This is a genomic window from Modestobacter sp. VKM Ac-2983 (assembly GCF_026967885.1).
In the GTDB taxonomy this organism is placed as follows: domain Bacteria; phylum Actinomycetota; class Actinomycetes; order Mycobacteriales; family Geodermatophilaceae; genus Modestobacter.
Map to the genome: position 1 here is coordinate 1024145 of NZ_JAPVBK010000001.1, position 12745 is coordinate 1036889.

General features: G+C 69.9%; 11 protein-coding genes and 1 tRNA gene. 10 read left to right on the forward strand and 2 right to left on the reverse strand.

The window, feature by feature from the left end:
• Positions 1–3: 3 nt before the first annotated feature.
• The 5 genes from O2W18_RS04905 (at position 4) to O2W18_RS04925 (ending at position 4004) form a co-directional block, all read left to right on the forward strand.
• Positions 4–76 (forward strand) — tRNA-Ala (locus O2W18_RS04905).
• A gap of 331 nt (positions 77–407) precedes the next feature.
• A complete protein-coding gene (locus tag O2W18_RS04910; RefSeq protein WP_269186435.1) occupies positions 408–566 on the forward strand; it encodes a hypothetical protein in 159 nt (52 codons plus the stop codon).
• 278 nt (positions 567–844) lie between these two features.
• Positions 845–1516, forward strand: coding sequence for a hypothetical protein (locus O2W18_RS04915; RefSeq protein WP_269186436.1), 672 nt, complete (start codon positions 845–847; stop codon positions 1514–1516).
• 881 nt (positions 1517–2397) lie between these two features.
• On the forward strand, positions 2398–3093 hold the full coding sequence (locus O2W18_RS04920) for a hypothetical protein (protein WP_269186437.1): 696 nt from the start codon (positions 2398–2400) through the stop codon (positions 3091–3093).
• Between the two features lie 2 nt (positions 3094–3095).
• Positions 3096–4004: a hypothetical protein gene (locus tag O2W18_RS04925; protein WP_269186438.1), complete on the forward strand. Its 909-nt coding sequence runs from the start codon at positions 3096–3098 to the stop codon at positions 4002–4004.
• On the opposite strand, the gene O2W18_RS21695 is transcribed toward O2W18_RS04925, so the two are convergent.
• On the reverse strand, positions 3885–4328 hold the full coding sequence (locus tag O2W18_RS21695) for a DNA polymerase beta superfamily protein (protein ID WP_442929126.1): 444 nt from the start codon (positions 4326–4328) through the stop codon (positions 3885–3887). The two genes, O2W18_RS04925 and O2W18_RS21695, sit on opposite strands and share 120 nt — an antisense overlap.
• Before the next feature lie 542 nt (positions 4329–4870).
• Here O2W18_RS21695 and O2W18_RS04930 point away from each other — a divergent pair.
• The 4 genes from O2W18_RS04930 (at position 4871) to O2W18_RS04945 (ending at position 10327) form a co-directional block, all read left to right on the forward strand.
• The gene (locus O2W18_RS04930) at positions 4871–5647 is read left to right on the forward strand and encodes an HDIG domain-containing metalloprotein (RefSeq protein WP_269186439.1); all 777 of its coding nucleotides are present in this window, start codon (positions 4871–4873) and stop codon (positions 5645–5647) included.
• A gap of 671 nt (positions 5648–6318) precedes the next feature.
• Complete coding sequence (locus O2W18_RS04935) at positions 6319–8505, forward strand: MMPL family transporter (protein WP_269186440.1); 2187 nt, start codon at positions 6319–6321, stop codon at positions 8503–8505.
• Positions 8505–9668, forward strand: coding sequence for a sensor histidine kinase (locus O2W18_RS04940; protein WP_269186441.1), 1164 nt, complete (start codon positions 8505–8507; stop codon positions 9666–9668). Before O2W18_RS04935 ends, O2W18_RS04940 begins: the two co-directional genes overlap by 1 nt.
• Positions 9665–10327, forward strand: coding sequence for a response regulator (locus O2W18_RS04945; RefSeq protein ID WP_269186442.1), 663 nt, complete (start codon positions 9665–9667; stop codon positions 10325–10327). Before O2W18_RS04940 ends, O2W18_RS04945 begins: the two co-directional genes overlap by 4 nt.
• A 45-nt stretch (positions 10328–10372) precedes the next feature.
• On the opposite strand, the gene O2W18_RS04950 is transcribed toward O2W18_RS04945, so the two are convergent.
• Complete coding sequence (locus O2W18_RS04950) at positions 10373–11239, reverse strand: helix-turn-helix domain-containing protein (protein ID WP_269186443.1); 867 nt, start codon at positions 11237–11239, stop codon at positions 10373–10375.
• Between the two features lie 101 nt (positions 11240–11340).
• Here O2W18_RS04950 and O2W18_RS04955 point away from each other — a divergent pair, with 101 nt between their 5' ends.
• Positions 11341–12741: an MFS transporter gene (locus tag O2W18_RS04955; protein WP_269186444.1), complete on the forward strand. Its 1401-nt coding sequence runs from the start codon at positions 11341–11343 to the stop codon at positions 12739–12741.
• The last annotated feature ends 4 nt before the right edge of the window (positions 12742–12745 follow it).

Consider the following 12745-nt stretch of genomic DNA (forward strand, 5'->3'; position numbering starts at 1 on the left):
CAAGGGGCTGTGGCGCAGCTGGTAGCGCACCACACTGGCAGTGTGGGGGTCAGGGGTTCGAGTCCCCTCAGCTCCACCCTTGCGATCAGGCCGTTCTCCATCCGGAGGGCGGCCTGACTCGTCTTATGTGGGGTCAGCCTCAGCGGCTAGCGCACTTGGCGGAGCACCCAAACCAGTTGGACTCGTTGTAGACGAGTAGCTCGACGGCGATGAGCTACTCGAACGGGGCAATCGCACTGACTACTGCGGGTGAGTGAACAAGGGCCAGGAACAGGGAACCGAGGGGGGTGGGTCATTTGCCAACTGGACCAGAGCATCAGCGTTACGGAGTGGGCACGGCCGGAGCTGGAACGAGTGAAGCCTGTCGCTGCACCATCGGTGAAGACCATAACGACTATGGAGTGCTCATGGGCGAGGTCAATGCTGCTGATAACGAGGACGACCAAGACGGCGGTGAGACGGTCAGCGTCTACGACGCAGCGGACATCTGGCTGTCTCACGGCATGGACGACGACTACACCCTCGGCTACAGCGAGGATGAGTTGCGGCGCGCAGCTGGTCTTTAGAGTTCCTAAGGGGTGCATCCGTTCACTGATTGTGCGCGTACAGGGCACGCTGCCGACGACCTTGATCGCAGTTCCAAAAGTGGGTCCGTCATCCTGGCGACCTGACGAATCTCGGAGTAGGGACGGGTCACGCCGTTGCCTGCGTCAAGACCAAGTTGGTTACGAGCTTCTACAGAGGCGACACCTGGTGTGTCAACGGCTCAGCGTTTCCAAGCGAGGGTAGACACGCCGGTTCGCATAGACACTTGCCTCGTCCCGACCTACTACGCTGCGTGAGTATGGGTGACTTCATTTCATGGTGGACTACTGAGCGGGTCTCGGTTTTCTTGGGACCTGCGTTGATCGCCGCGGTCTGTACGCTGGCGGGAACTTTGTACTTGAAGAAGAAGGATCAGCAATGGCGGGAAGAAGATAAAAAGGAGCGCGCAGAAGAACGCGCGTTTGATCGGCGCGAACGCGCCAAAGAAGGCCGGATTGCACTGGCGAAACTCGGACCGAGCGAACGTAAGATGGTGCTATATGCACACGTCCTGGAATGGATGCAAGACGTGGACCGCGTGATTCCTGCGTGGGGAACAGCTGGTCGATGGATCCTGGAGCGCCTCGACGAGGTTATCGCGAGAGCGCGGCCGGAAACTCTCAAGTCCGACTGTCAGTCTTGGGGTTCACCGGGCGCCCTTGCGATCATTGAGGCGTTCGAGGAACACGTTTCAGAGGCCTATGAAGCCATATCAGATCGGCATGCGTTGCACTCCAAAGGGAAGGAGCACCGCGAGACTCGCGCTAAACTTCCGAAAAGCGAAGTACTAGAACTTTCAAGAAGCGCCACCGCGCAGTTCACTCGGGCGATGAAAGGTATCCACCAGAGTAGGCGGGACTTTCAACTCTTGGCTTCCTCGGAGCTGGAGGATCTGGGGAATGTGCCGGACGGAACTACGACCCACCCTTGAGCTGCAGGGGCCCGGGCCGGCAGGACGCTATGCGTAGCTCTCTGTCGCAACTCCCTAAGTGGCCTTAGCGAGCAGCCGCCGCACTTCAAGCCACGGCGTTTTCGTGGCCCTTGTGCTCGCTTGCGTAGGACAGTCCCTCTGCTTAGGTCCTCTCGATGGGCTGGTCGACGTTAATCTCGCGCCAGGGTCGTTCTGACAGCTGCTGCTCAGGAAGTCAATGCGCCTGCGTCCGCTCCAGCTCTGCCTGAAGTGCAGCTGATGCCGCGCAGGATGCTCAGTATTTGGGTCAGGTGGGAATCCACGGCTTCGGCCATGGTCCGAACGGCGGCTTCCTTCTCGAAGGGGGGCTGGCTTCGTGCATGCGGCACCGTCGCTGGCCGCGCATGGCGGGCTGGGCGCATGACCCGCCGTCTCGGCGCGTAGCCCCACACCTGGGCATGTGGTCGCCCGGGTCGGGGACGCGCCGCCGTGCTGCACGCGCACGGGTCGGTCCGTGGCCGCTGCGTCTGTGAAAAACCGGCGACGTTCAGTGGGGAAGCGCCTCGCTCACGACGCCGCTGGCCCGAACAACGATCGACGAAGCGATGGGTTGGCTGATGCCCAACGGCTCGCCGCCCCGAAAGATCAGTGCTTCGAGCGACGCGATCTGGCGTGGCGACCGTCTGGGCTGGCGTGGCGTCCTCAGGGCGGGAGTCGAGCCGACCGGTGCTGAGGCTGCGCTGCCGTCCTCACAATCGGGACTCAAAACTTGTATGCTCCGGAACACTCACTTAGGAGTGTGAATGGCAGAAGCCAGCGAGTCCCCAGCTACGCCCAGCAAGTCTGCCAACAAGGGTGTCCGACAGGGATTGCCCAGGCAGGGCTTGCGGCAAGCCGAGGAGATGGCCAAGGCCCTGTGGACCGTCGCCAAGGGTAGCGATACGCCATTGGGGGTCCTTGCAAACGAACTCGGCCACACGAGCACAAAAAGCAGCGCGCTGGATTCAAAGCTGGCACTGCTAAAAGGTCTCGGAATCACGCAGACGGTCAGTGGCAACATCAAGCTGTCGCCGCTCGGGCGCGACCTGGTTCAGGAGTACGACCCAGAGAAGCGACGGCTGGCCCGAGTGAAAGCCATGGTGACGCTCAAGGCGTACAGGGAACTGGTAGACAACTTTGTCGACCAGGAGTTGCCTCCCCGGGTGACTCTGGCGGCAAAGCTAGAACACGAATACGCGAAAAAGAAGGAATTCGCCGAAGATGCAGCAAATGCCTTCCTGGATAGCATTGAGTTCGCGAAGATGCTCGACGCCAACGGTGTCCTGCGGCGAGACGGTGTCGCTGCGGCCGAGACTGTGGTTGACGAAGAGTTGACCGCCGAGGAAGGGGACGCCGCCGCGGAGGAGTTGGACGACGCCCAGGATCGCGAGGACGCGGCGAGCGACGAGTTCGAAGACAGTCGCGACTCAGGTCGCGCTGGTGGCGGGACATTGGCTCCACGAGCCTCCCTCGCCGTCACTCTCGATCTTTCCAACTTCGCCGCAGATGACGTGATCCAAATCCTTGTTGCCCTCGGTCTCGCTCAGGCAAAGAGCTAGGCGTGGATGACTCAATCGTTCTGAGTGTGAGTGCAGCCCATTTGCTCGATGCCATTCGCGCCCTCTCACGGGGTGAGAAGGCGTCGGATGACGCTCGGTACCTACTCGCTCGATGCGGCTTCGAAGACAGCGGCGAATTGACTGAGGCCGGGCTCGCGCTATTCCGGTTAGCATGGGTTCGTCGGCAGACTGAGGAGGCCGACCGCGCGTTGGGTCAGGCGTTGCGACAGCTAACCCCCCTGCAAGTCATTGAGCAGGAGCTGAATGGCCTCGGACCTGTATCGGAGGAAGGGGTCCTCGATCTTCTTCTTCAGCACAGGGCTGTACCTGCAGGAATCACAATTCAGCAGCTGCGTCCAGTCTTTCACTGGATGAACCGCGTAGGTGTGCTGGCCTATTCAAACAAGTTCAAAACCGTGCGAAGCCTAATGCGGGATCCTGATGTTGCGCTGCCCGGAGAGGTGGTCAACTTGGCGGCCATGATCTCCCCAAGAACCCCGTTCTCCAACCTAGTGAGGCTTCGAAGACTTCTGCGCCCTCTTGCCGGGGTGGTCTGGTGGGCTGACCCTCACTTTGGCGCTCGTGCACTCGAAGAACTAGTTGAAGAGGTCGATGTCTCGAAGGTTACGGAGATCCGAATACTTTCCGGCAACGCATCGGGCGTGGTGTCCGACAAGTCGGCCAGGGACTTCAGTCGGTTCGTAGACGAGTTGGCTCAACGTGGCGTGCCTGCTGAATGGCGGGTCGACGCTGAACGCGATTGGCACGACCGGTGGCTCGTTGATGAACGGTCAGTATGGAATGTGCCGCCGGTGAATACGCTCTTCAAGAATGACTATAGCGAAATTCTCCCGGCTGCCGAGCGGCCTCCGCTTGAACTGTGGTGGGGCCGCTCGACGCCAAGGACCTAGCCGCGCGCGCGTGCATGGCGTACTTGATGTCGTACCCGTGCACGGCCACCAGCTCGGGCCGGTTGTGTGGGCGCCCGTCTCCCCGGTCATCGCCGCCCGCTGCGCGGAGAGGTAGCCGAGGAACCGGTCGGCGGCCAGCTGCGAGATGAGCCGGTGGGCGGTCTCGACCAGCTCTACGCCTGCGTCGTCGCGGTGCATCAGCCCGGCGTCGGGCACGAACAGCGGTAGCAGCACGATCGGGTTGCCGGCCAGCGCCAGCCGCGCCCACTTGCGCGCGGAGCAGATGACGACGTCCAGGTCGCCGGCGCCTGAGCGGTTCGCCAGGCCGCCGGGGCGGTCCCATGCCGTGTGCCGCCGGTTCTACTCGGACTCGACCATCGTCGAGTCCGCGCCCGTGCCGGTGGGCACCCGGGCGATGCCGGTGACGAACATGGCGGCTCGAGGCAGGTGCCCATCTCGTCGCGGTCGTCCTGGTCGGGGACCGACGTCCCGTGCACGCCGAAACCGAGCTGCACCCGCAGGATCGTGCCCTGCTCGGGGATCCGCCGCGCCTCCTCGGAGGCGTGCGGGTGGGGGTAGCCGGCCGGCAGGCTCGCGTCGCCGCGCACGACGGCACCTGGCTGCGCAATGCCTCGGCCGGCATGGCGCCAGGTTGTCAGCACGACTCTGGCGAGAGCCAGCAGATACTCGTGCCGTGAGGGACGAGGACGCGCGGCACGCAGCACCCGGGCTGGTGCAGCTCGGCAGCGCCGTGACCGCCGTCCTTGACGTGATCCGGTCGGCGGGTGCGTGCGGGACGCACTGCTGACACCGGGACGCCGCCCCGCGGACGTCGACGTCGAGGTGTTCGGGCTGACCTCGACCGGGTGGCCGCGGCCCTGGTCCGGGTCGGGCGGGTCGACGAGGTCGGCCGCGCGTTCGCCGTCCTCAAGGTGCGCCGGGACGGCGGGGACCTCGACGTCGCGGTGCCGCGGGTCGTCCCCACGTCCGGTGGGGCGCCGGTCGCCGACCCCGCGGCGTCGCTGTCCGAGGCGGCGCACCGCCGCGACTGCACGGCGAACGCGCTGATGTACGACCCGGCGACCGAGGAGGTCGTCGACGTCGTCGGCGGCCTGGGCGAGCTGCGGGACGGCGTCCTGCGGCACACCGGCCCGGCCTTCGCCGAGGACCCGCTGCGGGTCCTGCGCGGCGCCCAGTTCACCGCGCGATTCGGGTTCCGGCTGGCGCCGGAGACGGCGGAGCTGTGCCGCAGCCTGCTGCCCGCCTACGACGGACTGCCTCGCGAACGCGTGTGGGGCGAGTGGCGTAAGACCGCGGAGAAGGGGCGCCACCTCACCGCGGCGCTGGCGGTGCTGGCCGAGTCGGGTTGGCTGGCCACCGTGCCGCAGCTGGCCCGGCTGTCCGGACCGCCGCAGGACCCGCGCTGGCACCCCGAGGGCGACGTCCTGACGCACTCGGGCCTGGCGGCCGACGCCGCGGCAGTGCTGGCGGACGACGCGGGGCTGACCGGTGACGACCGCGCTGTCGTCGTCCTCGGGGCCCTGCTGCACGACCTGGGCAAGGCCCGCTACACGCAGAACCGGGCCGACGGGCGGATCACCTCGCACGGCCACGCCGAGGGCGGGGTCGCTCCGGTCGAGTAGCTGCTCAGCTCGATCGGGGCGCCGGCGGCGCTGATCGCCCGCATCGCACCGATCGTGCGCGAGCACATGACCGCCATCACCACGGGCGGCCAGCCCAGCGCCGCCGCCGTCCACCGGCTCGCCCGCCGCCTCGAGCCGGCCTCGATCACCGAGTGGTCGCTCGTCTGCGGCGCCGACCACGCCGGTCGCGGCGCCGGCTCGGGCCCCTACCCGACGACGTCCTGGCTGGAGGTGGCCCGCGTCCTCTGGCGTGGACGACCGGCCGGGAGCGCCGCAGCTGCGCGGGAGCGACCTCATCGCCCTCGGGCTCACGCCGGGACGGCAGTTCAGGCTAGTCGTGCGGGCAGCCCTCGCCGCCCAGGGCGACGAGGAGTTCTCCGACCACGCTGGCGCAGTCGCCGGCTGTCCCAGCTGGAGGCCGACGGGCGGTTGGCCCAGCTCCTGGCCCCGCAACCGGACGTCGACCGCGCCTGACGCACGGGCCGGTCGGACACCAGGTACGTACGAGCAGCACGGTGTTGACGTCAACCGTCCGCTGACCGGGCCCGCCCTGACCAGGCGCTGTGTACTCAGATCGCCGTAGTCAGAGCCTGCGTCTGCACGACGACGGGACCCCTGCCCGGACGACACGCTCCTCGGGACAACCACCACGACAACTGGGGTGTACCGACATGGCAGGTCTGCTCGATCGTCTCGGCCGCTTCTCCTTCCGACGGCGGTGGTCGGTCGCTGTGGTCTGGCTGCTCGTCCTCGCCGGCGCCGTGGCGGCCGCCGTCACGTCCGAGGGCCCGGTGAACACCCGGGCGACCATCCCGGGCATCGAATCGCAGGACGCCTTCGACCTCCTCGCCGAGCGCTTCCCGGGCACCCCCACGGACAGCGCATCGGCGACCCTCGTCTTCGTCGCTCCCGACGGCGGGTCGTTGGAGGAGCCGGCGAACCAGGCGGCCGTCGAGGCGGCGCTGGCCACCGTCGCCGACAGCCCGCAGGTGATGCGAGTGGTACCGCCCTCGGCGGGCGCGAGCATCAGCGCCGACGGCACGACCGGCTTCGCGTCGGTGAGCTACGACGTGCCCTCCGCTGAGGTGACCGACGAGTCGCGCGTCGTGCTGGAGGAGGCCGTGGAGCAGGCCCGGGACGACGGGCTGACCGCGGAGATGCGCGGCTCGGCGCTCAAGAGCCCCACCAGCATGAGCGCCACCGAGCTCATCGGGGTCGCGATCGCGGCCCTCGTCCTGCTGCTGACCTTCGGGTCGCTGGTGGCCGCGGGGCTGCCGCTGCTCACCGCGATCATCGGGGTTGCCATCTCGTTCCTGGGCGTCTGGGCCGTGGCCGGTCCGCTGGGGATGGCGATCACCAGCGGGATGCTCGCGCTGATGCTGGGGCTCGCGGTCGGCATCGACTACGCCATGTTCGTCGTCTCCCGGTACCAGGAGGAACGCCAGAGCCAGGACGATGCCGAGACGGCGGCCGGCCGCGCCGTCGGCACCGCCGGGTCCGCGGTCGTCTTCGCCGGGACGACGGTGGTGATCGCGCTCGCCGGGCTGCTCGTGGTCGGCATCCCGTCGCTGACCAAGATGGGGCTGGCCGCCGCCGGCGCCGTCGTCGTGGCGGTCCTGGTCGCGCTGACCCTGGTGCCGGCGCTGCTGGGCATGTTCCCGAACCGGGTCCGGTCGCGGTCGCAGCGGCGCGGAGCACGCACGAACCCCCGCGTCCCGGTGGCCCGGACGTGGATGCGGTTGGTCCGCCGCCGCCCGCTGCTGGTCACGGTGGCCGGGGTCGCGGTGCTCGCCGCGGTCGCCGTCCCGGCGTTGTCGTTGCAGCTGGGCACCCCCGGCGACGCCTCGCTGCCGACCACGGCCACCGAGCGCCGGGCCTACGACCTGCGGGCCGAGGCGTTCGGGCCCGGCTCCAACGGTCCGCTGACGGTGGTGGTCGACGCCCGCGGGGCCGGCGACCCCGAGACCGCGGTGACGGCCGTCGCGGACGACCTCGCAGCGACCGACGGCGTGGCCTCGGTGTCGACCCCGACCTTCAACGAGCAGGGGGACACCGCGATCCTCACCGCCGTCCCCACCACCGGGCCGACCGACGAGCGCACCGAGGCCTTGGTGGAGTCGCTGCGCGACGCCCGGCCGGCCGTCGAACGCGCCCAGGGTGTCAGCTACGAGATCACCGGGACGACGGCGCTCGACATCGACATGGCGCAGAAGACCCAGTCGGCCCTCGTGCCCTACGTCGCGCTCGTCGTCGGTCTCGCGGTGCTGCTCCTACTGGTGGTGTTCCGCTCGATCTGGGTGCCCATCAAGGCCGCGGTCGGCTTCCTGCTCTCGCTCTTTGCCTCGATCGGGGTGATCGTCGCGGTCTTCCAGTGGGGCTGGGCAGGTGATCTGCTCGGTGTCGAGCAGACTGGCCCGGTCATGAGCCTGATGCCGATCCTGCTGGTGGGGATCGTGTTCGGGCTGGCCATGGACTACGAGGTGTTCCTGGTGTCACGGATGCGGGAGGCGCACGTGCACGGTGTGCCGGCCCGCGAGGCGGTCGGCACGGGCTTCGCGCAGAGCTCGAAGGTCGTGGTCGCCGCCGCGGTGATCATGATCGCGGTCTTCGGCGGGTTCGCGGCGGCGTCGGAACCGCTGATCAAGATGGTCGGTCTCGGGCTCGCCGCGGCGGTCTTCTTCGACGCCTTCGTCGTCCGGCTGACGCTGGTGCCCGCCGTTCTGCAGCTGCTCGGCGAGCGGGCGTGGTGGCTGCCTCGCTGGCTGGATCGGCTGCTGCCGAACGTCGACGTGGAGGGCGCGTCGCTGGTTCCCGCACCGGCCGAAGCGCAACCGGACCTGGCGCTGAGCAACCGCTGATGAGCACCGGCCGGATCGGGGGGCGGGACGCGGCGGCCGCGCTCGTCGCGTTCCTCTTCGCCGCCCTCGGTACCAGCATCGACACCGAAGGCATCGTCGGTCCGGCCGTGCTCGTCCCCGGCGTGCTGCTCAGCCTGGTCGCCAGCGGCGCGCTGTTCACCGCGGCCCGGTGGCCGCGCGCCGCGACGGCCGTGGCGATCTGCTGCGAGACCGCCGCCTGCGCGCTCGGCTACCTGCCGACGCCGTTGCTGCTGGCCCCGCTGATCGGCTGCCTGTACTGGCTCGGGGTCGTCGGGTCGGTGCGGGCGGTCGCCTGGTGGACCGGGGCCGCGGTGGCCGCGGTGATCCTCGGCGGCCTGATCGACACCCCCACCGGCGGCTCGCTGGTGTTGCGGACCGTCGGCGTCGCGCTGTGGCTGCTGCCGGCGGTGTTCGCCGGCCGGACGACGCAGGCCCACCGGTCCTACCTCGAGGTGGTCCGGGCTCGCGCCGAGGACGCCGAGCGGAGCCGGGACGACGAGGTCCGGCACCGGGTGGGCGAGGAGCGCCTGCGCATCGCGCGGGAGCTGCACGACGTCGTCGCCCACCACCTCACGGTGGCCCACGCGCAGGCCGGCACCGCGGAACACCTGCTGGACCGGCGTCCCGAGCAGGCCCGGGAGCTGCTGGCCGGGCTCAGCGTCTCCACGTCGGCGGCGCTCCAGGAGCTCAAGGCGACCGTGGCGGTGCTGCGCACCTCCGACGACGACCCCCCGGCCGACACCGTGCCGGCACCGGGCCTCGACCAGCTCGACGAGCTGGTCGAGCCCTGCCGGGCGGCCGGGATCGAGGTCACGGTGGTCCGCGAGGGGTCGGCGGCGTGCCTGCCCCGGCTGGTCGACGTCACCGCCTACCGGGTCGTCCAGGAGGCGCTGACCAACGTCACCAAGCACGCGGTTGCGCCGTCGGTGACGATCACCGTGGAACGCACCGGGGACACCTTCTGCGTGGAGGTGGTCAACACCGGCTCCCGGCCGGGGCCGGTCGGAGCCGGGTACGGCCTGGTCGGGATGCGCGAGCGCGCGCTGGCGCTGGGCGGCACGGTGGTCGCCGGCCCGGTCGGGCCCGACCGCTACGCCGTCACGCTCGCCGTGCCGCTGACACCCTGGGAGGAAGCCCGATGATCCGGGTGCTGCTGGCCGACGACCAGGCGCTGCTGCGCTCGACGTTCCGGATGCTGATCGACTCCGAGGACGACCTGACGGTCGTCGCCGAGGCCGCCAACGGCGCGGAGGCGGTCGACCTCGCCCGTCAGCACCGTCCCGACCTGGTGCTGATGGACATCCGGATGCCGGTCCTGGACGGGCTCGCCGCCACCCGGCAGATCTGCTCCGCCACCGACCTGACCGGTACGCGGGTGCTGATCCTGACCACCTTCGAGTCCGACGAGCACGTGGCGCACGCGCTCCGCGCCGGGGCGAGCGGCTTCCTGGGCAAGGACGTCACGCCTGCCGAGCTGCTCGCCGGGATCCGGACCGTCGTGGACGGCGAGGCCCTGCTCTCGCCGGTTGCCACCCGGGTGCTGGTGAACCGCTTCCTCGCCAGTCCGGACGGCATCGGCGACCTGCCGCGCGGACTGCTCCCGAGGTTGACCGACCGCGAGCGCGAGATCACCGGGCTGGCCGCGCTCGGCCTGTCCAACCAGGAGATCGCCGACCGGCTGGTGGTGAGCCCGCTGACGGTGCGCACCCACGTGCACCGGGCCATGACGAAGCTGGGCGCCCGCGACCGGGCACAGCTGGTCGTCATCGCCTACCAGGAGGGGCTGGTCCGAGCGCCCTGACCGGCTACCGCACCACCGATGGAGCCGGGCGCGCCTGGGAACGAGTCAAGAAGCGTTGTGCGGTACTCCGGCCCGGGGTGCCGTCCGGCTGTGGCGGAGGAGGTCCAGGGCTGCGGCGGACGGCGTCCCGGGCGCAGCGGTGTAGAGCAGCACGCGGTGGCCGGCGTCGTCGGGTGGGGTGAGCACCTCGAACGCCACCTCCAGGTCGCCGACCTCCGGATGCCGCAGCTGCTTGGTCCCGGAGACGCAGTTTGCCACCGGGTGCCGCGCCCAGAGCCGGGCGAACTCCGCGCTCTGCACGGTCAGCTCGCCCACCAGCCGGGTCAGCTCCTCGTCGTCCGGCGACCGTCCGGCCAGCACGCGCAGCGATGACACGGCCCGCTGCGCCTCGTCGTCCCACCGGCTGTACAGCTCGCGGGTGTGCGCGTCGAGGAACAGCAGCCGGGTCATGTTCGGGCGCTCGGCCGGGCGGTGCGGTGAGTCGAACGGCAGGTGCCCGGCGACCAGCCGGTGCCCGAGCGCGTTCCAGCCGAGCACCTCGCTGCGCCGGCCCAGGACGACCGCCGGGGTGTCCGGCATCGACTCGATCAGCCGCAGCATCCCCGGGCGGATCACGTCCGGGCGCGGCCGTGCACGACGCCGCGTGGTGGTGCGGGCAAGGGTGCGCAGGTGCGCCCGCTCGTCGGCGTCCAGCTCCAGTGCCCGGGCCAGCGCATCGAGGACCGCCTCCGACGCGTTCGCGCTGAGCCCCTGTTCCAGCCGGGCGTAGTACGTGGCGCTCACCCCGGCCAGCATCGCCAGCTCCTCGCGCCGCAGCCCGGGCACCCGCCGCGCGCCGTAGCCGCGCAGGCCGACGTCCGCCGGCTGCAACGCCGCGCGGCGCACGCGCAGGAACTCCCCGAGCTCGGTCATGGGCTCATCCTGCCGCCGGCCACAACACCCAGCCTGTCCCTGCCAGTGACAGGCAGACGGGGGTGTGGTTGTCCGGCCGGCACCAGCGCAGCGTCGCCGGGGTGACCACTCTCGCCCCACCGACCCGGCAGCGCGCCGCCCTCGCCGTGCTGCTCACCGCGAGCTTCACCCTCGCCGTCGACTTCTCCATCCACAACGTCGCCCTGCCCACCATCGGTGCGGACGTCGGCTTCCGCCTCGCCGACCTGCAGTGGATCGCCACCGCCTTCGCGCTCTGCGCCGCCGGGCTCACCCTGCTCATGGGCCGGGTCGCCGACCTCGCCGGACGGCGGCGGATGTTCCTGCTCGGCATGGCCCTGCTCGGCGCCGGCTCCCTGCTCGGCGGGCTGGCGACCACGCCGGCGGTGCTGCTCACCGCCCGGGTCGCCCAGGGGGTCGCGACGGCGATCGTCGTCCCGGCCGCGCTGGCGCTGCTGCTCGGAACGTTCCCCGAGGGCCCGGCCCGCGACCGGGCGCTCGGGCTGAACGGTGCGCTGATGGCCGCCGGGTTCACCACCGGGGCCGTCCTCGGCGGGCTGCTGACCGACCTGCTCAGCTGGCGGTGGGCCTTCTTCCTCAACGTCCCGGTCGCCGTCCTGGTGCTGATCGTCGCGCCGCGGGTGCTCGTCGAGCGCCCGGCCGAGCAGCGCACCCGGCTCGACGTGCCCGGTGCGGTGACCGTGACGTTCGGGCTGCTCGCGCTGGTCTTCGGGCTGACCCGCGCCGCGTCGCACGGCTGGACCGACGGCCTGACGCTGCTCGCCTTCGCCGTTGCCGTGGCGCTGCTGGTCGCCTTCTTCGCCGTCGAGCGGGGGACGGCGTTCCCACTGGTGCCGCTGTCGGTGCTCCGCCGGCGCAGCGTCGCGATCGGCAACATCGCCGGGGCGCTCGCCTTCGTCACCGAGACGTCGCTGGTCTTCCTGCTCACCCTGTACCTGCAGGAGGTGCTCGGCTACAGCCCGCTCGGCGCCGGGCTGGCGTTCGCCGTCCTCGGACTCGGCACTGTGGCCGGTGGGCTGCTCGGGCCCCGGGTGATCGGCCGGTTCGGCAACCGGACGGCGATCGTCGGCGGCTTCGTCGTCCAGGCCGTCGCGACGCTGTCGCTGGTCTTCGTCTCCGAGGCCGCGGCGTCGATCTGGCTGGTGCTGGCGGCCACCTTCGTGGGGGGAGTCGCCAACCTCGTCGTCATCGTCGGGTTCATGGTCACCGCGACGTCCGGGCTGCCCGAGAGCGAGCAGGGGCTGGCCACCGGGCTGACCACGATGAGCCAGCAGATCGGCATCACGCTCGGGACGCCGGTCATGAGCGCCGTCGTCACCGCGGTGGTGCTCGGCGGCTCCGGGGTACTCGACGGCGTGACGACGGCGATTGCGGTCAACGGTGCGCTCTGCCTGCTCGGCGCGGCGGTCGTGGCGGTGTGTCTCGGCTCGGGAGCGCTACCCGGGCGGCGGACGGCTCACTAGCGTG

Coding starts and splice junctions, on each gene's coding strand:
- O2W18_RS04920 (WP_269186437.1), top strand. CDS start 2,398: ATGGCCAAGGCCCTGTGGACCGTCGCCAAGGGTAGCGATACGCCATTG.
- O2W18_RS04940 (WP_269186441.1), top strand. CDS start 8,505: ATGAGCACCGGCCGGATCGGGGGGCGGGACGCGGCGGCCGCGCTCGTC.
- O2W18_RS04950 (WP_269186443.1), bottom strand. CDS start 11,239: ATGACCGAGCTCGGGGAGTTCCTGCGCGTGCGCCGCGCGGCGTTGCAG.
- O2W18_RS04910 (WP_269186435.1), top strand. CDS start 408: ATGGGCGAGGTCAATGCTGCTGATAACGAGGACGACCAAGACGGCGGT.
- O2W18_RS04935 (WP_269186440.1), top strand. CDS start 6,319: ATGGCAGGTCTGCTCGATCGTCTCGGCCGCTTCTCCTTCCGACGGCGG.
- O2W18_RS04945 (WP_269186442.1), top strand. CDS start 9,665: ATGATCCGGGTGCTGCTGGCCGACGACCAGGCGCTGCTGCGCTCGACG.
- O2W18_RS04915 (WP_269186436.1), top strand. CDS start 845: ATGGGTGACTTCATTTCATGGTGGACTACTGAGCGGGTCTCGGTTTTC.